Annotated in this window: 21 protein-coding genes; 18 read left to right on the plus strand and 3 right to left on the minus strand. The window is 69.9% G+C overall.

Annotation, left to right across the window (positions count from 1 at the left end; all coding sequences use genetic code 11):
- Nucleotides 1-269: 269 nt before the first annotated feature.
- Complete coding sequence (locus WMF28_RS18360) at nt 270-542, minus strand: hypothetical protein (protein ID WP_437603541.1); 273 nt, start codon at nt 540-542, stop codon at nt 270-272.
- Nucleotides 543-583: 41 nt separating this feature from the next.
- Here WMF28_RS18360 and WMF28_RS18365 point away from each other — a divergent pair, with 41 nt between their 5' ends.
- From WMF28_RS18365 to WMF28_RS18385, 5 genes are all read left to right on the plus strand, one after another.
- Nucleotides 584-1,411 carry a nucleotidyltransferase family protein gene (locus WMF28_RS18365; RefSeq protein ID WP_437603542.1) on the plus strand — a complete coding sequence of 276 codons (828 nt, stop codon included), beginning with the start codon at nt 584-586 and terminating at the stop codon, nt 1,409-1,411.
- Nucleotides 1,408-2,403, plus strand: a complete 996-nt coding sequence (locus WMF28_RS18370; protein WP_437603543.1) for a GHMP family kinase ATP-binding protein — start codon at nt 1,408-1,410, stop codon at nt 2,401-2,403. The genes WMF28_RS18365 and WMF28_RS18370 overlap by 4 nt, the downstream gene beginning before the upstream one ends.
- A gap of 69 nt (nt 2,404-2,472) precedes the next feature.
- On the plus strand, nt 2,473-3,093 hold the full coding sequence (locus WMF28_RS18375; protein WP_437493008.1) for a D-sedoheptulose-7-phosphate isomerase: 621 nt from the start codon (nt 2,473-2,475) through the stop codon (nt 3,091-3,093).
- Between the two features lie 7 nt (nt 3,094-3,100).
- Nucleotides 3,101-3,712: an HAD-IIIA family hydrolase gene (locus tag WMF28_RS18380; protein WP_437603544.1), complete on the plus strand. Its 612-nt coding sequence runs from the start codon at nt 3,101-3,103 to the stop codon at nt 3,710-3,712.
- A gap of 111 nt (nt 3,713-3,823) precedes the next feature.
- Nucleotides 3,824-4,825 (plus strand): AAA family ATPase, encoded by a 1,002-nt coding sequence (locus WMF28_RS18385; RefSeq protein WP_437603545.1) that lies wholly within the window; start codon nt 3,824-3,826, stop codon nt 4,823-4,825.
- Here WMF28_RS18385 and dnaE read toward each other — a convergent pair.
- Nucleotides 4,818-8,456, minus strand: a complete 3,639-nt coding sequence (gene dnaE / locus WMF28_RS18390; protein WP_437603546.1) for a DNA polymerase III subunit alpha — start codon at nt 8,454-8,456, stop codon at nt 4,818-4,820. The two genes, WMF28_RS18385 and dnaE, sit on opposite strands and share 8 nt — an antisense overlap.
- A 233-nt stretch (nt 8,457-8,689) precedes the next feature.
- Between dnaE and WMF28_RS18395 the strand changes: the two genes are divergently transcribed.
- The 6 genes from WMF28_RS18395 to WMF28_RS18420 all read left to right on the plus strand — a co-directional run bounded on the left by WMF28_RS18395 (nt 8,690) and on the right by WMF28_RS18420 (nt 13,810).
- The gene (locus WMF28_RS18395) at nt 8,690-9,772 is read left to right on the plus strand and encodes a hypothetical protein (RefSeq protein WP_437603547.1); all 1,083 of its coding nucleotides are present in this window, start codon (nt 8,690-8,692) and stop codon (nt 9,770-9,772) included.
- A gap of 501 nt (nt 9,773-10,273) precedes the next feature.
- Nucleotides 10,274-10,861: an OmpA family protein gene (locus WMF28_RS18400; protein WP_437603548.1), complete on the plus strand. Its 588-nt coding sequence runs from the start codon at nt 10,274-10,276 to the stop codon at nt 10,859-10,861.
- A gap of 207 nt (nt 10,862-11,068) precedes the next feature.
- Nucleotides 11,069-11,512, plus strand: a complete 444-nt coding sequence (locus tag WMF28_RS18405; RefSeq protein ID WP_437603549.1) for a c-type cytochrome — start codon at nt 11,069-11,071, stop codon at nt 11,510-11,512.
- A gap of 6 nt (nt 11,513-11,518) precedes the next feature.
- The gene (locus tag WMF28_RS18410; RefSeq protein ID WP_437603550.1) at nt 11,519-11,983 is read left to right on the plus strand and encodes a hypothetical protein; all 465 of its coding nucleotides are present in this window, start codon (nt 11,519-11,521) and stop codon (nt 11,981-11,983) included.
- A 462-nt stretch (nt 11,984-12,445) separates the two neighbouring features.
- Entirely contained in the window at nt 12,446-12,625 is a 180-nt protein-coding gene (locus WMF28_RS18415; RefSeq protein WP_437603551.1) for a hypothetical protein, read from the plus strand.
- A 93-nt stretch (nt 12,626-12,718) separates the two neighbouring features.
- Nucleotides 12,719-13,810, plus strand: a complete 1,092-nt coding sequence (locus WMF28_RS18420) for a TIGR04552 family protein (protein WP_437603552.1) — start codon at nt 12,719-12,721, stop codon at nt 13,808-13,810.
- A 456-nt stretch (nt 13,811-14,266) separates the two neighbouring features.
- Here WMF28_RS18420 and WMF28_RS18425 read toward each other — a convergent pair whose 3' ends face one another.
- Nucleotides 14,267-15,136: a Crp/Fnr family transcriptional regulator gene (locus WMF28_RS18425; protein WP_437603553.1), complete on the minus strand. Its 870-nt coding sequence runs from the start codon at nt 15,134-15,136 to the stop codon at nt 14,267-14,269.
- A 105-nt stretch (nt 15,137-15,241) separates the two neighbouring features.
- Between WMF28_RS18425 and WMF28_RS18430 the strand changes: the two genes are divergently transcribed.
- The 7 genes from WMF28_RS18430 to WMF28_RS18460 all read left to right on the plus strand — a co-directional run bounded on the left by WMF28_RS18430 (nt 15,242) and on the right by WMF28_RS18460 (nt 20,857).
- A complete protein-coding gene (locus WMF28_RS18430) occupies nt 15,242-15,754 on the plus strand; it encodes a DUF507 family protein (RefSeq protein WP_437603554.1) in 513 nt (170 codons plus the stop codon).
- Between the two features lie 207 nt (nt 15,755-15,961).
- A complete protein-coding gene (locus WMF28_RS18435) occupies nt 15,962-16,279 on the plus strand; it encodes a hypothetical protein (protein ID WP_436618698.1) in 318 nt (105 codons plus the stop codon).
- 22 nt (nt 16,280-16,301) lie between these two features.
- Nucleotides 16,302-17,348 (plus strand): SDR family oxidoreductase, encoded by a 1,047-nt coding sequence (locus tag WMF28_RS18440; protein ID WP_437603555.1) that lies wholly within the window; start codon nt 16,302-16,304, stop codon nt 17,346-17,348.
- Nucleotides 17,349-17,374: 26 nt separating this feature from the next.
- On the plus strand, nt 17,375-18,244 hold the full coding sequence (locus WMF28_RS18445; RefSeq protein WP_437604278.1) for a YicC/YloC family endoribonuclease: 870 nt from the start codon (nt 17,375-17,377) through the stop codon (nt 18,242-18,244).
- 9 nt (nt 18,245-18,253) lie between these two features.
- Nucleotides 18,254-18,892: a guanylate kinase gene (gmk, locus tag WMF28_RS18450; RefSeq protein ID WP_437603556.1), complete on the plus strand. Its 639-nt coding sequence runs from the start codon at nt 18,254-18,256 to the stop codon at nt 18,890-18,892.
- Nucleotides 18,889-19,776, plus strand: coding sequence for an S-methyl-5'-thioadenosine phosphorylase (gene mtnP / locus WMF28_RS18455; protein ID WP_437603557.1), 888 nt, complete (start codon nt 18,889-18,891; stop codon nt 19,774-19,776). The genes gmk and mtnP overlap by 4 nt, the downstream gene beginning before the upstream one ends.
- 154 nt (nt 19,777-19,930) lie before the next feature.
- Nucleotides 19,931-20,857, plus strand: a complete 927-nt coding sequence (locus WMF28_RS18460; protein WP_437603558.1) for a PfkB family carbohydrate kinase — start codon at nt 19,931-19,933, stop codon at nt 20,855-20,857.
- The last annotated feature ends 39 nt before the right edge of the window (nt 20,858-20,896 follow it).

Raw genomic sequence — 20,896 nt, forward strand, 5'->3', positions numbered from 1 at the left:
TCACGCGCCGGCCGGCGCCCGCGACCCGGCGCCCGATCGCTGGCCGCGGCGCGTGTCCGGTGTGAATTTGCCGCTCTATCAAATGAAATGCGGGCAAGATCTGAAACCCATCGACAATCCATGTCGGGCCCCTCCGTCCGCGGCGTGGGTCGCGGGGCGGGCCACGTCGATGAGCAGAGGTCGACTCGCCGCTCGTCGCTCGCCGCTCGCCGCTCGCGGCCGCGCCGGCGGGGGCGGTCCTTCGGGAGCGGCTGCGAGGGGGCGGGTGATCAAGCCGCCTTGACGGCGTGGAGCGACGGGCGGCGCAGCGGGCGGAGCGGCGCCGCCGCGAACGCCGCGCCGAGCGCGAGCCCGCGGAACGTCAACCGCATCCGGAGGGCATCGAGGTACCCCTCGCGGTGCAGGGCGTTGATCACCCGGCGGACGTCGGTCCGGCGCACCGCGAGGGCCGTGGTCAATGTTTCGAGGGTCACCGTCTTGCCCTCGCTCTGGAGGGCAACCAGCGTCCGGAGAAGATGAGGAACGAGGTCGTTGTCCGTCATGGCGCCGAAGCTAGTTCAGTAGCTGAACGGTCGTACAGTTTGTGACGACGATTTCTTCGTGCCGCCGGCTCGAGCGCCCGAGGCGCGCCGGAGGCGGCCGTCGTCTATGGTACGTCCCGCTGGTGCGCCCCGACGCCTCCTCCCCTCAAGCCGTGATCCTCGCCGGCGGGCTCGGTACCCGGATGCGCCCGTGGACGGAGCGCACGCCGAAATTCCTTCTGCCGGTGCTCGGCAGACCGTTCGGGGCGTGGCTCCTCGATCGGCTCGCCGCCGCGGGCTTCGGCGAGGTGGTCCTCTGCGTGGGTCACCTCGGCGACGCCATCCGAGCGGCGATGGGCGACCGGTTCGCGGGGCTGCCGCTCCGTTATGCCGACGACGGCCCCGAGCTCCTGGGAACGGCCGGCGCGCTGCGTCGCGCGCTGCCCCACCTGGCCCCTGTCTTCCTCATGACCTACGGCGACTCCTATCTCCCCTTCGACTACCTCGCGCCGCTCCGGGACCTCTCCGCGCACCCGGGCGCCCTCGGTACGATGGCCGTGTTCCGGAACGAGGGTCGGTTCGACGCGTCGAACGCGGCGCTCTCGGGCGACCTCGTGGTGCGCTACGAGAAGCTCCGCGCCGGCACCCCACCCGACCCTGCCCTCGATCATATCGACTACGGCGCGACCGCGCTCCGCCGCGGGGTCGTCGAGGCGCTGCCGGCGGACACGCCGCTCGGCTTCGATGCGGTGCAGCGCGATCTCGCGTCGCGAGGCCGCCTGCGGGCCCTCGCGGTCGCGGCGCGCTTCCACGAGATCGGCTCCGAGCGGGGCCTCCGCGATCTCGAGGCCGCGCTGGCGGCATCGACAACGGCGGAGGAGCGGGGATGATCGTCTCCCGCGCCCCGGTCCGCTTCTCCCTCGGCGGCGGCGGGACCGATCTGCCCGCCTACTCCGATCGCTTCGGCGGCTACCTCGTTTCGGCCTCCATCGACAAGTACATCTACGTCACGGCCAACAAGCGCTTCCACCGCGACATCCGCCTCGCCTACTCCAAGACCGAGATCGTGCCCTCGGTCGACAGGATCGAGCACCCGATCTTCCGGGAGGCGCTCCGGATGATGGGAATCGAGCACTCGATCGAGCTCACGAGCGTCGCGGATCTCCCCGCGAACTCGGGCCTCGGCTCGTCGAGCTCGTTCACGGTCGCGCTCCTCAACGCGCTGCACGCGTACAAGCGCGACTTCGTGTCGTCCGAGCAGCTCGCGCGCGAGGCGTGCGCCATCGAGATCGATCGCCTCGGGGAGCCGATCGGCAAGCAGGATCAGTACATCGCCGCTTACGGCAACGTCACCGCGTTCACGTTCTCGCCGGACGGCTCGGTGCACGTCGAGCCCGTGCCGGTCCGCGACGAGGTGCTGGACGAGCTCGAGAGCAACCTGCTCATCGTGTGGAGCGGCATCGAGCGACCGGCCAGGATCGTGCTCTCGGAGCAGGGGCGACGGCTGCACGACCTCGAGCCCGCGGTGGTCGAGCGGATGCATCGCATCAAGGAGATCGGCCGCGACGTGCACCGCATCCTCGTCTCGGGCAGGCTCGACGACTACGGCGAGCTCCTGCACGCCCACTGGACCCAGAAGCGTAAGCTCGCCTCCAAGATGACCGACGAGGTCCTCGACGAGATCTACGAGGTGGCCCGGGGCGCCGGGGCGCTCGGCGGCAAGCTGATGGGGGCCGGCGGGGGCGGGTTCTTCATGTTCTACGTCCGCCCGGCGGAGAAGCGCCGGGTGCTGGAGGCGCTCGCCGCGAAGGGCCTGCGCGTGCTGCGCTTCCGCTTCGATCTCGACGGCGCCCGCATCGTCGCGAACCTGCACCGATCGTGAGCGGGCGCGCCGGCGCATCGGCGCGCCTCCCGCTGGGCATTTCCGCGGGACTCTGGCTATAAATCGCTCATGCCTCAGCGCACGCACGACTTCGTTGAAAAATACCTTCGCGAGACGTCCGAGATCGCCCTCGCGACGAGCCCGGACGACATGACGCGGGTCATCGAGCTCCTCTTCGAGGCGTACCGGAACGACCGCACCATCTACACGTGCGGCAACGGCGGCTCGGCGGCCAACGCGAGCCACCTCGCGTGCGACATCGCCAAGTTCACGTGGGTCGAAGGCAAGCCGCGCTTCAAGTGCACATCGCTCTGCGACAACGCGGCCCTCCTCAGCGCCCTGACCAACGACGTCGGCTTCAACCGGATCTTCCTCGAGCAGCTCGACGGCCGCGTCGTCGCGGGCGACGTGCTCGTGTGCCTCAGCGTGCACGGCGGATCGGGCGCCGATCGGGCCGGCCCGTGGTCGCAGAACCTGGTGGCCGCCGCAGATTTCGCGAAGAAGTCGGGGGCCAAGGTGGTCGCGCTCGTCGGCTACGACGGCGGCGCCCTGCGCCAGATGGCCGACGCCAGCGTGATCGTGCCGAGGACGCGGGCCGGCTACACGTCGACGCCGCACGTCGAGGGCTTCCACGAGGTCTACCACCACCTGATCTGCGAGCGGCTCCTGCAGCTCGTGGCCGAGAGCTGAGCGCCGCGTGGCGAGGCGCGGGGTCGTGCTCGACCGCGACGGCACCCTCATCGACGTGGTGCGCGATCCCGAGCTCGGGGTCGTCGTGACGGCGTTCCACCCGGACCAGATCCGCCTCCTCCCCGGCGCGCTCGAGGGCCTGCGGCGCCTCGCGGACGCGGGGTTCTTGCTGGCGATCGCGACCAACCAGCCGGGGGCGGCGAAGGGCCAGGTCCCGTGGGGGGCGATCGAGCGCACGAACCGCGCGCTCGTCGACGGCCTGCGCGCGGCGGGCGTCGCGATCGCGGCGCTCGCGGTGTGCCCGCACCACCCCGAGGGCGGGCCGGGCGGCGATCCGGCGCTGATCGGCCCCTGCGACTGCAGGAAGCCGAAGCCGGGCATGCTCACGGGGCTCGCGCGCGATCTCGATCTCGACGTCGCCGCGAGCTGGATGGTCGGCGACGCGCCGAGCGACGTGGCGGCCGCGCGCGCCGCGGGCATGCGGGCGGGCCTGATCCTGGATCGACGCCGCTGCGAGCTGTGCCCGCTCCGGGGCGAGGCCGACCTCCCCTGCCCCGATCACGCGGCGCCGCGGCTCGATCTCCTGGCCGCGGAGATCCTCGCCGAGCCGCGCGGCTAGCTCGGTGCGGCCGTCGGCGGCTACCTGGGCGCGAGCGGGCCCACGAGCGCGGCGACGCGCGGCGCGTCCTCCCCCACGTGGCGCATCACGACGGCGTGCTACCGTCCCGCCGTGACGCCCCCCCCGGATCACGACGGCGGCGCGCCCGGCGATCGGAGCGCTCGCGACGACACCACGGCCACCGCGGACGAGCTCGACGCGCGCCTCTCGGCGGCCCGCTACATCTCCGATCCGGCGACCTCGCTCGCGCTCTGGCTCGCCCTCCGGATGGAGCGGCCGCTGCTGCTCGAAGGACCGGCGGGCGTCGGCAAGACCGATCTCGCCCGCGCCGCGGCCGAGGCGCTCGGCCGCGGGCTCATCCGGCTCCAGTGCTACGAGGGCCTCGACGAGGCGAAGGCGCTGTACGAGTGGGACTACGCGAAGCAGATGCTCTACACGCAGCTCCTGCGCGACGCGGTCGCGAAGGAGATCGCCGGCGCGACGAGCCTCGCCGCCGCCGCGCGCGCGATCGCGGGGAGCGAGGCGTCGTTCTTCAGCGAGCACTTCCTGATCGCGCGCCCGCTCCTCGCGGCGCTGCGGAGCGCCGCCCCCGTCGTCCTCCTCATCGACGAGGTCGACCGCGCGGACCCGGAGTTCGAGGCGTTCATGCTGGAGGTGCTCTCCGACATGCAGATCACGATCCCCGAGCTCGGCACGATCCGCGCCGCGCGCCCGCCGCTCGTCCTGCTCACGACGAACGCGACGCGCGAGATGACCGAGGCCCTGCGCCGCCGCTGCCTGCACGCGTTCCTGGACTACCCGCCGCCGTCGCGCGAGGTCGCCATCCTGAAGGTCGCCATCCCGGGGATCGAATCCCGCCTCGCCGCGCAGATCGTCGCGTTCGTCGGCGCCTTGCGGGCCATGGATCTGCGGAAGTCCCCCGCCATCAGCGAGACGATCGACTGGACCCGCGCGCTGCTCCTGCTCGGCAAGCGCGCGATCACCCAGGAGGTCGCCCGCGACACGCTCGGCGTCCTGCTCAAGCACCAGGGCGACCGCGGCGACGCCGAGGCGAAGCTCGGCGCCCTCGTGAGGGCGGCCGAGCACGCGGGCGCGGGCGAGCCGCCTACCTGAGCTCGGCCACCTTCTCGCCGAACAGCTTCTCGAGCCGCCCGAGCATGGCGTCGTTCGGCTCGACGCGGAGATCGCGCCCCAGCGACAGCACCGCCTCCGCCCCGTCGTCGAGCTGGATCACGAGCTGCACCGGGCACACGCCCGGGCTCGCCCGCAGGAGCGCGCCGAGCCGATCGATGTGCTCGCGCCTCGCGCTGCGCGACTTCAGCGTGATCGCCACGCTCCGCGTCTGCGCGAGGATCGCGTCGGAGAGCGGCTGCACCTCGTCGAGCAGGAGGGTCGGCTCGCGCGGCGCGGACTCGGTCTCCTCGGCGCCCTCCTCCACCATGGGGAAGCTGACCTTCCCCGAGATCAAGACCGGCTCTCCCCGGTTCAGGAGCTCGCCGAAGGCCTCGATCTGCTTCTCGCGCACCTTGACCTCGACCCGGCCCGCCGTGTCCTCGAGCACGAAGAACGCGATCTTGCCGCCGCCCCCCTTGAAGATGCGCTCGCGGTAGCCCTCGACCATCCCGCCGACGCGCACCCTGGACCAGGGATCCATGCCGGCCAGCGCGCTCACCGCGGTCACGTCGAAGCGGTTCAGATCCACGCCGTATCGATCGAGCGGGTGCCCCGAGACGTAGAAGCCGAGCGACTGCTTCTCGCGCGAGAGCGTCTCGCGCAGATCCCAGTCCTCGGCCATCGGGTAGTCGTCCAGCCTCACGTCGTTCTTGGACGCGACCGCCGCGAACAGGCCGATCTGCGCGCTGTTCCGCTCCTTGCTCGCGGAGCGCGAGCGCTCCAGCGCCCTGTCGATGCCGGCGAACGCCCGCGCCCGTGAGATGCCCCGCGCCTGGAGGCTCGCGTCGAACGCGCCGCACTGCACGAGCGCCTCGAACACCCCCTTGTTGACCCGCCGCGGATCGACGCGCTCGGCAAAGTCGAACAGATCCGAGAACGCGCCGCCCGCCTCTCGCGCCTCGAGGATCGCCTCGAGCGCCGACTCGCCGACGCCGCGGATCGCCCCCATTCCGAAGCGGATCTTCGGGTCGTACGGATCCTTCACCCGCGAGCCTCCGCGCCGGGTGCCGGTCACGCGCTTGCCGTTCGTCCCCGGCGTTGCGCTGTAGACGACGGTGAAGTCCATCTTCGACTCGTTGATCTCGGGCGGCAGGATATCGACCCCCCACGCGCGCCCCTCCGCGATGATCCGCACGACCTTCTCGATCTTGTCGCGGTCGGCGGTCATCAGCGCGCAGAGGAACTCGACCGGGTAGTGCGCCTTCAGGTAGGCCGTCTGGTAGGTGAGCAGCGCGTACGCGGCCGAGTGGCTCTTGTTGAAGCCGTAGCCCGCGAAGTACTCGAGGAGCCCGAAGATGCGCTCGGCGTCCTCCGCCTTCACCCCGTTGTTGAGCGCGCCGTCGACGAACGTCGCCTTCTGCTTCGCCATCTCCTCGGGCTTCTTCTTGCCCATGGCGCGCCGGAGCAGATCGGCGCCGCCGAGCGTGTAGCCCGCGAGCTGCTGCGCGATCTGCATGACCTGCTCCTGATAGACGATGACGCCGTACGTCGGCTTGAGGAGCTCGTCGACGAGCGCGTGCATCTTCTCGATCGGCTTGCGGCCGTGCTTGCAGTCGACGAAGTCCTTCACCATGCCGGTGCCGAGCGGCCCGGGCCGGTAGAGCGCCACGGCGGCGACGATGTCCTCGAAGGCGTCCGGCTTCAGGTCCTTGAAGAGCTGCTGCATGCCGCTCGACTCGAGCTGGAACACCCCGGTGGTCTCGCCCGACTGGAGGAGCGCGTAGGTGGCGGTGTCGTCGAGCGGCACCGCGCTCACGTCGAACCGCGCGCCCTCCCTCGCGGCGACGTCCGGCCGCGCGTTCACGAGCCGCACGGCGATGTCGATGACGGTGAGCGTCTTCAGCCCGAGGAAGTCGAACTTGACGAGCCCGGCCAGCTCGGCGTCGTCCTTGTAGTACTGGGTGACGAGCTGCTCGCCGTTCTTGAAGCACGGGACGTGGTCCCAGAGCGGCCCCTCGCTGATCACGACGCCGGCGGCGTGCATGCCCGCGTGCCGCGTCAGGCCCTCGAGCTTCTGCGCCTGCTTCAGGAGCTCCGCGACCGTGGGGTCGCTCTCCCTGAGCGCCTTGAGCTTCGGCTCGATCTCGAGCGCCTCGGGGATCGTGTACATGATCCCCGGCGACTTCTGCGGGATGAGGCTCGCGATCTTCTGCGCCTCGATCGCCGGGAACGCCATCGCCCGGGCGACGTCCTTGATCACGCTCCGCGCCTTGAGCTCGTGGAACGTCGCGATCTGCCCGACGGACGGCTTGTCGGCCTCCTTGCTGTACTTCTTCGTGACGTACGAGATGACCTCGTCGCGCCGGTCCATGCAGAAGTCGACGTCGAAGTCGGGCATGCTGACGCGCTCCGGGTTCAGGAAGCGCTCGAACAGCAGGTTGTACGGGAGCGGATCGAGATCGGTGATCTCCATGGCATAGGCCACGAGCGAGCCCGCGCCCGACCCGCGGCCCGGCCCGACCGGGATGCCGTGGTCCTTGGCGTACTTGATGAAGTCCCAGACGATGAGGAAGTAGCCCGGGAAATCCATCTGCACGATGACGCCGAGCTCGATGTCGAGCCGCGTCCGGTAGACGGCCTCGTCCACCTTCCGGCCCGAGCGCGCGATCTGGGCGAGCCGCTTCGTGAGCCCCTCGTGCGCCACGTGCCGGAAGTACGATCCCGTGTCGGCGAACCCGCTCGGCAGCGGGAACGTCGGCAGCATCGGCTTGCCGAGCTTGAGCTTGAGCGCCGAGCACCGCTCGGCGATCTCGAGCGTCGAGCGGATCGCCTCCGGGTAGTCGCGGAAGAGGTGCGACATCTCGCCGGCGGGCTTCAGGAACATCTCGAAGCTGCCGTGGTGCGCGTCGCTCGCCTCGGCGAACGTGCGGTTCGCCGCGATGCACGACAGGTAGAGCTGCCCCTCGCCGTCCTCGCGCGCGCCGAAGTGGGCGTCGTTCGTCGCGACGATCGGCAGTCCCAGGTTGCCCGCCGCGCGCGCCAGGATGCCGTTGAGCACCGACTGCTCGACGAGCCCGTGGTCCTGCAGCTCGACGTACAGGCTCCCCGGCTCGAAGCAGTCCCGGAGCCGGCTGAGCGCCTCGCGCCCCTCCTCCTCGCCCTGCTCCAGGATCCGCTGGGCGACCACGCCGCCCATGCAGCCGGTCAGGCCGATGAGCCCCGCGCTGTGCTGCGCCACCATGTCGAGCCGCACGCTCGGCGCGAGCCCGCTCGCGGGATCGACGTGCCCCTTGGACACGATGCGGACGAGGTTCTTGTAGCCCTCCTCGGACGCCGCGAGCAGCACGAGGTGATCGACGGGCGTCTCGTCCACGCCCGAGCGCGACACCTGCCCTGCGGCCGCGCCCCAGCTGCGCGCCACGTTCACCTCGCAGCCGATGATCGCGCCGATGCCCTGCTCCTTGCAGGCCTTGTAGTGCTGAATCGCCCCGAACATGTTCCCGTGGTCCGTCAGGGCGACGGCGCGCATTCCCAGCGACTTGGCGCGCGTGGCCAGGTCCTTGACGCGCAGCGCGCCGTCGAGGAGCGAATACTGCGAATGCACGTGGAGGTGGATGAACTCAGCGGTCACAGCGGGCTTCCAGGTGGCTTCTCATCGTCGTGTGAATCGGGAAAGACAAGGAATCAGGGAGAACGGAATCCGTAGGCAATTGGACGACCGACCGTCGCTTGCCGGCGAGCTCACATATAGCGCATTGCGCAGCGGGGATCGTCCTTGATGAGGCGCGCGAGCCGGCGCTAGCATATGCGCCCGTTTGAGAGCACTTGCCTGATTTGGGGTGGGGTTTCCAGAAAGTGAGGTCGATGATGCGTCATTCCCGTATCGCCGTCGCGGTCTATTTGACGACGGCGCTCCTGTCCGTGGCCGGTTGTGGCTCCGATCCTGCGGCGCCGCCTGCCGAACAAGACCAGGACGTCGACCGCGGCCAGCCCCCGGCGCCGGGCCCGGCGCAGGCCGGCGACGGCGCGGGGGTCGCGTACGCGATCGACCGCCTCTTCCTCGGCGACACCGATCGCGACGGGAAGAAGACGGCTGGCAGCTGGAAGCAGTACGGCTTCAACATCGACGGCAAGGTGTCCAACACCATCTCGGAGGACCTGTGCAGGCCGGTCGACGACGCCCCCCCCTCCGATGTCTATCCGGACGGGCTCGACGGGATCGACAACGCCTTCGGAAGCAAGCTCGTCGGCCTCATTGGGACTCTCCTGAGCGACCCCTCGACGAGGGTCACCGACGCGATCGCCAACGGCGATTTCACGGTGATCCTGAAGGTCGACGGGCTCGGCGCGCAGTCGTCCTACAACCCGCTCACCGCGAAGCTCTACGGCGGCGCCACGCTGGGCGCGGCGCCCGCCTGGGATGGCAGCGATGCGTGGCCCATCGTTCCGGAGCTGCTCGATGACGCTCAGGACGTCGAGAGCGCCAAGATCGCGTTCCCGAAGAGCTACGTCGTCGACGACACGTGGGTTTCGGGCCCGGAGTCGCAGGTCGCCTTCAAGCTCAACCTGACGATCTCGGGGACCACCATCGGCCTCACGATCCGCAACCTGAGGATCGCGATGGACCTCGCGCCAGATCACAATTCGGTGCTCAAAGGCACCCTCGCGGGCGTGCTCGAGACGGCTGTCCTCGTCGAGGAGCTGCGCAGCGTCATCGGCGCTGTCCAGCCGGGCGTCTGCGAGGGCACCGCGCTGGAGTCGATCCTCGACTCGGTCCGTCGCGCCTCGGACATCATGAAGGATGGTAGCCAGGACCCGAGCCAGGACTGCGATGCCATCTCCATCGGCATCGGGTTCACGGCGAAGGAGGTCCAGCTGGGCGAGATCGCCCCCCCGGCCGAGACGACCGGCGTGCCGTGCGGGACCGCTCCCCCGGACGAAGGCTGAGCGCCGCGCGACTCCCGTCCGTCTGCGGCCATCGCGGCGAGCCCTCGTTCAGGGCTCCGCGGGCGCCTCCCGGGTGCCCTCTGGCCAGAGCACCACACAGCCTGCGACGTGCAGCCAGCTCAGCCTGACCGCGCCCTGCGCGAAGATCGTGCGCGCCGTTGAGCCGTCGCGCGCCCCGCGAGCGTCTCTAGAAGCGACCCCGCCCGTCCAGGGTACGCGCTCAGGCGAGGGAGACCTCGGCGGCGTGCTCTCTCGGTCCGCCCGCTTGTGGGGGTCCGAGAGGCGCCCTCTTCCTGGTTTCGTTTGTCCCGACTTTTCGCTAGAAGTCGGCATCGTTTCGAGCGTCCACCACGCAAATACCCGATGGCAGTGAAGATTCATGGCGAGCTGCCGTCCCAGGGCGTCAGCCCGGCGGGTTGCCGACGCGAGCTCTGGCTCGTGCCCCTCAGAGGAGAACAACGTCCCATGCGTAGATACGTCGCTTCCGTTCTGTGCGCCGTGATGATGGTTGGCACTGCCGCCGCGACGGCGGGTTGCACGGCCAGCGCCTCGTTCAACACCGGCAAGGAGCCGGTGGCCGAGCCCCCGCCCCCGCCCCCGCCGGAGCCGGCGCCCGAGCCGAAGGAGGAGAAGAAGCCCCGCCCGCGCTTCAAGATGACCTTCAAGCTCAAGGGCAACCAGGTCGAGCTGCCCGGCCCGGTGGTCTTCGAGACGAACAGCGACAAGCTCCTGCCCGAGAGCGACGAGGTCCTCAACATCGTCGACGACTTCCTGAAGCAGCGGAAGGACGTCACCCTGCTCCGCGTCGAGGGCCACACCGACTCCGACGGCGAGGACGCCGCGAACCAGACGCTGTCCGAGAAGCGCTCGATGTCGGTCGCCCGCTGGCTCGTCGCGAAGGGCCACGACTGCAAGCGCTTCATCGCCGTCGGCTTCGGCGAGAGCAAGCCGGTCGCCGACAACAGCACGCCCGACGGCAAGGCCCAGAACCGCCGCACCGGGTTCTTCATCGCGGCCATCGAGGGCAAGGCGGTCGACAAGCAGCCCGTGGACGGCGGCGGCAAGGTCGCCGGCGACGCCTGCAAGTGACGGCGCTCCGCCCGGGCGCGCTCCGGATGGCGCGCCGCGCTCGTCGCGGCGCGCGTCCGAGGCGCGCTCGGCGGGCTGACAGCTGACGGCGGAGCCCCGCTCGCCGCCGCGCCGCGTCCCTCCGGGCGCGCCGGCGGCGGACGTCGTCTTGTTGTCCTTCTTTGCTTGCCTCCCCCACCATCTTCACTATCCGTACTCCTCCACGACATGCGGAGACGCCACGACAAGCCCCTGGGCCGCCTCCTCTTCACGGCCGTCCTTTCGCTCGGCCTCTTCGGCTGCGACCCCGGGACGGGCGACGTCCGCGAGTGGACGCCGGCCGATCACGATCCGCCGAGCCCCAACGCGGGGCAGGGCGGCAAGGTGGCCGCGCGGCCGATCGCCTCGAACGAGACCGACCCGGGGCTGATCGAGCTCGCCTGGCAGCGGAACTGCTCCAGCTGTCACGGCAGGGCCGGCCGCGGCGATGGCCCGCAAGGTCCGATGGTCCGCGCCCCGGACCTCACCGACCCGGCGTGGCAGGAGCGGGTGACCGACGCCCAGGTGGCCGAGGCGATCCGGAAGGGCAAGAACAAGATGCCCGCCTTCGACCTGCCGCAGCAGGTGATCGACGGCCTGGTGAAGCGGATCCGCACCGGCAAAGCGCGCTGAACCCCGATGAGCTCGACCTCGCAGGAGGATCTCGATCAGGCGCCGGAAGAACGGCCGGCCGCACCCGAAGAACGGCCGGCCGCGCCGGTGGGGCGCCCGCGCTGGGTCCGGCGGCTCGCTCCGGCGATCCTTGTCCTGGGCGCGCTGTTCGCGGGGAGCGTCCTTTTCAAGAACCTACCCGAGGAACGCGAGGTCGAGCTGCGGCTGGACGACGCGGCGACGGTCGTGCGGCTCGACGTGACCTGGACGGATCCATCTTCGGGTCAGCCTGCGACCGACGCCGCGCCGGTCATCGACAGCTCGTGGCAGTTCACCGAGGGGACGGCGCCGAGGACGGTCCTCACCAAGGTGTCGCTTCCGGACGGCCTCTACCATGTCGAGATCGCCGTCGGCCGGAAGCGCGGGTACGACGTCGTGAGCCGGACCGTCACGTTGGCGGACACCTCCCGGATCACGCTCTTCGTGCACTGAACAGCGCCCTCCTGAAGCGCGCGACAGCCTCCGGAGGACCGGCGATCCACCCCCTCGCCGGCCGCTGTCGACGGGGGCACGAGACCGTTGACTCCCGGAAACTGACAAGCAAGGCACTGCCGTGAGTTGGAAGCGTGTCCCTGAGGCATCACTTCGCGTCCAGCGGACCGCGCGCAGCCTTGATGCAAAAGCTTCAACTTCTGCGACAAGCATTTGTTTTTGTTCTGTTTTTAGCGCAAGCCGTGGCGGCGGTTCGGATGGGAATGGAATATGAGAACGAATTCCCTTGATGCGTTCACCCCGGAACCGCTACTTCTTGGCCCGCAGCAGCAGGGCGTGGCACCTTATCCTACAACAACTTACACGCTCTGACCGGGACAACCGTGAAGCATCGTGGTGCCCCCCCGGAGGGAGCGACCATGCGGCCTTTACAGTGCCGCTGGAGGCGGAGAAGGAGAACCGATGAGGATCACCCCGTGGTATCTGGCTGCGCTCGCCCCGTTCGCTGCCATTGGTTGCAGTGGCGCGTACCTCGGCCACGCGGCCGTCGTGGCATTGACGATCGGCATCTTCCTCGGGACCCTTTCGCTCGGCCGTGCTCCGAGCTCTCGCCCTGCCCCGCCGAACGCCCCTGTCTCCTGATTTTCTCGCCCAACTGCCACCTGCCGCACGTCGACGCGACGCTTTCCCGAGCGCTCGACCGCGCCGGCGCTTACGCTCGGGGGGCGTGAGGTCATGACGCACGACGCCTCCGTCGGCCGGCTCAAGCGGCTTGAAGAGTTCACGCTCATGGACCTGGAGTCCGTGCACCTCATCCTGCGCGGCGAATCGGTCATCGACTGGCGGAGGCTCAACCTTCAGAGCGAGCAGGACGCGCGCGAGCTCCTGCTCGCGCAGGAGTTCCGCCCCGACGAGCCGGGGGATCGCGCCCACCTCGAGAGCGTCAAGAACGAGGCGATCGCGTACCTGCGCCGCCACTTCGAGTTCCCGATCCCGAGCCCTGTCGCGCGCGCGTCGGTGGAGGAGATCCTGATGCTCGCCTCGGGCAAGGGCCACCGCCAGCTCTGCGCCTGCACGATCCTCAAGGCGATGCACATCATCCATCACCTGGCCGGGCGCGAGCTCCTGTTCTCGATCCCGATGTCGGACCAGGACGTCTTCCACCTCGTCGAGGAGAAGGTGTACCGGGTGATCGGCGGCATGCTCGCGGCGGGCTTCCCCATCACCGAGTTCATCGGCGGGCGGAAGAACAAGGACTCGCTCTACACGAAGCTGCTGTCAAAGACGGACACGACCGCGGCGGCCATCTACGACAAGCTCCGCTTCCGCATCGTCTGCCGCACCGTGGACGATCTGCTGCCCGTCCTCCTCTATCTCTCCGAGCGCCTGTTCCCGTTCAACTACGTCGTGCCCGGCGAGAGCACGAACACGATCCTGCGGTTCCGGAGCTACTGCGAGGCGCGGCCGTTCCTCGAGCCGATGCTCGAGGCGCTGCAGACGGACGTCGACGACGGGCTGACGGCGGGCGACAACAGCTTCAGCGATCGGAGCTACCGCGTGATCCACTTCGTCGTCGATCTGCCGGTGCGCCTCCCCGCCGAGATCCTCGACATGGCGCCGCCCGCGGCCTGGGCGCTCGGCCCGATCATCTTCGTCCTCTGCGAGTTCCAGCTGATCGACCGCGAGACCGAGGCGGCGAACGAGATCGGCGAGGCGAGCCACGCCAGGTACAAAGAGCGGCAGAAGTACGCGGTCATGCGCAGGCTCAAGCTCGGCGTGCGCTCCACCCGCGACCCGGTGAGCGGCGGACCCAAGCGCGACCGCTAGGCGCGCCGCAGCGCGGGCGCGGCGCACGCTCCCGATCGACAGGGCCATCGGCGCGCGCGGGGCGCAACCGCGCGCCGATCGCGCGAGGCGCGAGGCGCGAGGCGCGAGGCGCGAGGCGCGAGGCGCGAGGCGCGAGGCGCGAGGCGCGAGGCGCGAGCATACGCGGAGCCGATCGCGCGAGGCACTACCCGCAGGCGTGGCCGCGACGTCGTCACGGCACGCGGCGCGGGATGGAGCTGCGAGAGCCCAGCGGGCAGCTGGAGAGGCCCGCAGGATCCCTGGATGGGGGGTCCCTGGAGGAAGCAACGCTTGGAGCAGGGAGGCGGACGCCGCTGCGAGGCCGGGAGCAGTCGGGCTATCGACGCAGGGGCCGCCGAGCGAGCAGCCAGGGCAGTGACGGGCGTGCGTGGAGGAGGAGACGCGCGGTCCCTCAGCGACGCCGCCGTGCGAGCGAGCTCAGATGCGACTCTTCAGCGCATCGCGATCGAGGACGACGATCCGGCGGCGATCGATCTCGATCACCCCCTTGCGGCGGAGATCGCCGAGGGTGAGCGTGACGGTCTCGCGCGTGGAGCCGATCATGCTCGCCATCTCCTGATGGGTGAACGGCGCGGAGATGAGCACCCCGCGCGGATCGGGGATGCCCCAGCGCGTCGCGGCCTTGAGCAGGAATTCACAGAGGCGGGCCTCCACGTTGCGGAAGAGCATCGAGGCCAGGCGCTCCTCGGTGTCCGTGTGGCGCTCGACCAGCGTGGTCACGATCGCCGCGGCGAAGTTGGCGTCGCTCGCCATCAGGTTGCGCACCGTCGTCAGGGGGACGATGAGCGCCTCGACGTCCTCGGTGGCGATCGCGCTCTCCCGGTGGGCGGTGACGCCCCCGAGCGCGGCCTCGCCGAGCACGTCGCCGGCCCCTCTGTAACCGAGGGACAGGCTGCGCCCGTCGCTCATCCCTCGTACCAGCCGGACCCGGCCGAGGCTGAGCATCGCGAGGGCGGTCGCCGCGTCGCCCTGCGTCACGAGGTGACGCCCTTTCGCGACGCGTTGAATCGTCCCCCCGTCGGCCAGCGCCGCCTGCGTGGCCGGGGATGCCGCATTGCCGATCGCCCCACGCCGGACAACCCGTCGCTTGCGCGAGTCCAGGTCGAGTCCACCGTCGTTCCCGAGTGCGCCAGGCTGGACCCTGACGCTCCGTGCCATCGCATCCTTACCCATCATCATCGCGGCTGCTCCTGCGGTTTGCGGTGTCGCGGTCCTGCTGTTCCCTGAGGGCCCCGCCGGCCGGGGGGCACCGACTTGTGTGCCGGAACCTCCCACTTGCGTTGACATCTCGGAGACGCGGCCCGTACCTTTCGGTTTGAGCCGGGCATGCCCCGTGAATGAACCCCTGCACGGGGGAGCCAGTTCGACCGCTCCTCCAGCTACGGACGTTGGATGCGCCTCTTTAGCGGCAAAATTACTCCTCTCACAGAAGAAATCGTCCGCGCGCTCGTGGACAACCGTGACATCGAAGTCGAGTCGAAAAAAGAGGTCGCGCTCGACGTCGAGTCGGTGTTCACGAGCTACCTGCACGCCGAGCGGGAAGCGACCGAGCGGGCGAAAGAGATCCTCCAGGCACGCGGGCTGCCCCAGGGCGAGTTCAACCGGGTCAAGCGCCTGGCCGCGGAGCAGAAGGGGATCAAGACCGGCGAGGAAACGATGGATTATCTCCTCGACCAGCTGCTCGAGATGCTGATGCACTCGAACAACGTCGGGGAGGTGTTCGTCGAGGACCACGACCTGCGGCGCCGGATGAGGCCCATCCTGCGGAAGTACCTCGAGATGGACGAGGCGCTCGACACCGAGGTGCGCGGCAAGCTCCGCCACGTGCAGGAAGGCTCCCGCACCTGGGAGGTCGAGTACCAGCGGGTCATGGGCGAGATCCAGCGCCGCAAGGGGCTGCTGTAGTCGCCGGCGTCAGGCGGACGAGCTCGCCGCAGGGCGAGCAGGCCGCCCCTGACGTCCGTCGATCCAGCGAGACCTCGCCCGAACCGCGCCGCGGCGCCCGTTCCACAGGAATGCTTCTGTAGGATAGGAGCGCACCGTCTGCGACCATTCCCCGTGTGGAACGTTCGGCCTGCCAGATCGGGCGCCGCCGTGGTACCGGAGGACATCATGAGCTGGATTCCCAAGGTCGAGGCGAAGCGGCACTTCTGTCATAAATGCAAGAACGAGCTCATCTTCGAGGTGAAGCTCCAGCGCGCGGACACCTGCCCCCATTGCGGTGTCGACCTCCACTGCTGCAAGAACTGCGAGAACTGGGACCCGGCTGCGCATAACCAGTGCAAAGAGCACATCGCCGAGTACATCCCGGATCGGGAAAGCGCGAACTATTGTACTTTCTTCACGTTCAAGAACGGCGTACCGGAAGATAACTCGAAGCGCATCGCGGATTCGCGCTCCAAGCTCGACAACCTTTTCAAGAAGAAGTAGGCGCCCGCTGGGGAGCACGCACATGTCCACGCCTCGCTACTTGGTCACCGGCGGTGCCGGGTTCATCGGAAGCAACCTCGCCGCGGCGCTGACCGCCGCCGGGGAGCGGGTCCGCGTCCTCGATAACCTCGCGACGGGCCGCTGGGAGAACCTAGACGGGCTCCCGCACCAGTCGCTGATCGAGCGCATCACCGGGGACATCCGGGATGCGGCGGCGGTCGCGGCGGCGGCGAAGGGGGTCGAGGTCATCCTCCACCAGGCCGCGCTCGGGTCGGTCCCGCGCAGCGTGGAGACGCCGGTCGAGTCGAACGCCGTCAACGTCGGCGGCACGGTCACGGTGCTCGACGTCGCGCGCCGGCAGGGCGTGCGCCGCGTGATCTTCGCCGCGTCCTCCAGCGCGTACGGCGAGACGCCCGTCCTCCCGAAGCACGAGGGCATGGAGCCGATGCCGCTGTCGCCGTACGCGGTCACGAAGCTCGCCTGCGAGCACTACATGAAGGTCTTCGCGGGCATCTACGGCCTGGAGACCCTGAGCCTGCGCTACTTCAACGTCTTCGGGCCGAACCAGACGCCGGACGGCGCCTACGCCGCGGCGATCCCGCGGTTCATCGACGCCGCGTTGCAGAACCGGCCGATCCCGATCTTCGGCGACGGGGAGCAGACGCGCGACTTCTGCTTCATCGAGAACACCGTCTCCGCGAACCTGCTCGGCGCGACGTCGCCGAAGAAGTTCAGGGGCGAGATCATCAACATCGCCGGCGGCCGCAGGATCGGGCTGAACGAGCTCTGCAAGGAGATCTCGCGGGTCCTCGGGCGAGACGTCGCGATCGAGCACCTTCCGGCCCGCGCGGGGGACATCCGCCACTCGCTCGCCGACATCTCGCGCGCGTCCGAGCTCATCGGGTACGAGCCCCGCGTGCGCTGGGAGGACGGCATCGCCCCCACCGTCACGTACCTGCAGACGCTCCGTGAGAAGGGCCCCGCGGCCGCGTCGACCACGGTCACCTGTGGCAAGGTTCCGCTGCCGAAGGCCCAGGCGGCCTCGGACACCGGGCCCCAGGCGAGCTAGGTAGAGAGGGGCGGCGCGTGCGGAGCATGACCGGCTTCGGGCTCGGTGACGCTTCGCTCACCGAGGGGCGCGTCGTCGCCGAGATCCGCTCGGTGAACCAGCGCTTCCTGGATGTGCGCGCGCGGCTCCCGCGCGAGCTCGTCGATCTGACGATGTTCGCCGAGCAGGTGGCGCGCGAGCGCCTGCGCCGGGGCCGCATCGAGATCATCGTGCGCACCGAGGGGGCGGTGCTGGCCCCGAGCACGCTCGATAAGTCGAAGGCGCGCGCGGCGTTCCACGCGCTCGCCGAGCTCCGCGACGAGCTCGCGCCGGGCGCCGACGTGCCGCTCTCGCTGCTCTGCGCCGTGCCGGACCTCTTCGCGCCCGCCGGCGGCCACGAGATCGCCGCCGTCCGCGCCGCCCTCAAGGTCGCGATCGAGCGCGCGATCGACGCGATGGAGGGCATGTGTCACCGCGAGGGCGAGGCGCTCGCCTGCGACATGCGCGGGCGCGTGGCGACGCTCCGCGCGCTCGCCTCGGAGGTCGTAGCGCGCGCCGACGACGCGCGCGAGGCGCTCCGGCGGCGCCTGCGCGAGCGCGTCGAGCGCCTGCTCCACGGGGTGGAGGCTGGCTTCGAGGCGACGCGGATCGAGGCGGAGGTGATGTTGCTCGCCGAGCGCAGCGACATCACCGAGGAGGTCACCCGCCTCCGGAGCCACCTCGACCAGTTCGGCGGCGCGCTCGCGGCGCCGGGCGGCGAGCCCTGCGGAAGGAGGCTCGACTTCCTGCTTCAGGAGATGGTACGCGAGGCGAATACGCTGGGCTCCAAGGCGCAGGACGCCGCCATCTCCCATCACGTCGTGGCGATGAAGGTGGAGCTCGAACGCCTGCGGGAGCAGGTCCAGAACATCGAGTGACAGGAGAGCATGTCGACCGAAGCACTGAGTGACGACTTCCTCCTCCTCATCGTGTCGTCCCCGTCCGGCGCCGGGAAGACGACGCTCTGCGGGAGGTTGCGCAGCGAGTTCCCCGACCTGCGCTTCTCGGTCTCTCACACGACGCGGCGCCCGCGCCCGAACGAGGTCGACGGCCGCGAGTACCATTTCGTCGACCCGAACACGTTCGAGCAGATGATCCGCATCGGCGCGTTCGCCGAGTGGGCCCGCGTGCACGATCACCTCTACGGGACGAGCCTGAAGGAGATCGAGATCGCCCGCGCCACGGCGCGCGGCGTCCTCTTCGACATCGATCACCAGGGCGCGAGGCAGATCAAGGCGAGCCTGCCCGAGGCGGTCGCGGTGTTCATCCTGCCCCCGTCGCTCGCCGAGCTCGAGCGGCGCCTGCGCGGCCGCGGCACCGAGGACGAGCCGACGACGCTCCGGCGCCTCCGCAACGCGAAGGGGGAGATCGAGCACTACGGCTTCTTCGACTACGTGATCGTGAACGACGAGATCAACCGCGCGTACGAGCAGCTGAGGTCGCTCGTCTTCGCCGAGCGGTGCCGCCGCCAGCGGCGCGCGGCGCTCTGCGAGCGGCTGCTCGCAGAGCGGAGGTTCGAGCGATGAGCACCAGCGCGACGCACGACGTGCTCGCCGTCATCGGCGGCAGCGGACTCTACGAGATGGGATGGCTGGAGGACGTCGAGGAGGTCTCGGTGTCCACGCCCTTCGGTCTGCCGAGCGACGTCGTGCTCCGCGGCCAGGTCACGGGCGGCGACGCGACCGTCCTGTTCCTGCCGCGCCACGGGCGCGGACACCGCTTCTCCCCTTCGACGATCAACTACCGCGCGAACATCTGCGCGCTGAAGATGCTCGGCGCAACGCACGTGCTCAGCGTGAGCGCCGTCGGCTCGCTGCGCGAGGAGATCGAGCCCGGCGACCTCGTCGTCGTCGACCAGTTCATCGACTTCACGAAGCGCCGGGCCTCGACGTTCTTCGACGACGGCGTGGTCGCCCACGTGCCGTTCGCCGATCCGGTGTGCCCGTTCTTGGCGAGCGCCGTCCACGACGCCGCGCGCTCCACCGCCGCGCGCGTCCACCGCGGCGGCACCTACGTCTGCATCGAGGGCCCGCAGTTCTCGACGCGGGCCGAGAGCCACATGTTCCGGTCCTTCGGCGCGCACGTCATCGGGATGACCAACCTGCCCGAGGCGAAGCTCGCTCGCGAGGCCGAGCTCCCCTACGCCACGCTCGCGCTCACGACCGACTTCGACTGCTGGCACGTGACCGAGGAGGCGGTGAGCGTCGAGGCGGTCATCGCCGTGTTGAACCGCAACATCGTGCATGCGCGGAACGTCGCGAAGACCCTCGCCCACAGCCTCCCCGACGTGTCGCAGAGCCCGGCCCGCCACGTGCTGCAGAAATCCATCATGACCTCGGCCGGCGCGACCTCGCCCGACGCGCAGGCACGGCTCGAGTGGCTCATCGGCCCTCGGCAGAAGGCGGAGTGAGCGTGCTCCGCGGCGAAGGCTGTCGCCGCGCCCGCTCCGCGGCAGCGAGCAGCGGGCCGGCATCGTCTCGCCCGGCCACACGGGCGCGGCGACGGTGTCGCTGAAACGAACCGCGCAGCCAGCCGCTGCGCGCCAACCTGACTGAGAGGCTTCTGTGACGACCTCCTCCGCGATCCTCATCATTGGCTCGATGGCCTTCGACGATCTCGAGCTGCCCTCCGGCAGCGCCAGGAACGTCGTGGGTGGCTCGGCGACCTACTCGTCGTTCGCCGCGTCGTGCTTCGCTCCGGTGCGCACGGTCGCCGTGGTCGGCGACGACTTCCCCGAGGGGCCCCTCGCGGCGATGCGCGCCCGGGGCATCGCCGTCGAGGGCGTCGAGCGCGCTGCGGGGAAGACGTTCCGCTGGGCCGGGCGCTACGACGCCGATCTCATCCATCGCACGACGCTCGACACGCAGCTCAACGTGTTCGCGTCGTTCGCGCCGAAGCTGCCGGAGGCGTACCGCGACACGCCCTTCGTCCTGCTCGGCAACATCCACCCCGCGCTCCAGCTCGACGTGCTCGAGCAGGTCCGCTCGCCGCGCTTCGTCCTCGCTGACACCATGAACTTCTGGATCGAGGGGGAGCCGAAGGCGGTCGCGGCGATGCTGCGCCGCATCGACACGCTCGTGGTCAACGACGAGGAAGCGCGCCAGCTCTCGGGCAAGTACAATATCCGGCGCGCCGCGAAGGAGATCCTGTCCCGCGGTCCGCGCCGGCTGATCATCAAGCGCGGCGAGCATGGCGCGCTGCTCTTCGACGAGGACGGCGTGTTCGCGGCGCCCGGCTTCCCGCTGGAAGACGTTGTCGATCCGACGGGGGCCGGCGACGCCTTCGCAGGCGGGCTCATCGGTTACCTCGCTTGCCAGCCGGAGCTCACGCCGCTCGCGCTCCGACGCGGCATGCTCCACGCGACGGCGACCGCCTCGTTCTGTGTCGAGGCGGTGGGCACGCAGCGGATCGCGACGGTGACGCGCGCCGACATCATGGCGCGCCTGATCGAGATCCGGGCGCTCTACGAGTTCGGCGCGAGCACCATGTGAACCCGCCCGGGGGTGGACCCGCGCGAGGGCCTTCCGTGT

It is taken from the genome of Sorangium sp. So ce590, assembly GCF_051521365.1.
Taxonomy (GTDB): Bacteria; Myxococcota_A; Polyangia; order Polyangiales; family Polyangiaceae; genus Sorangium.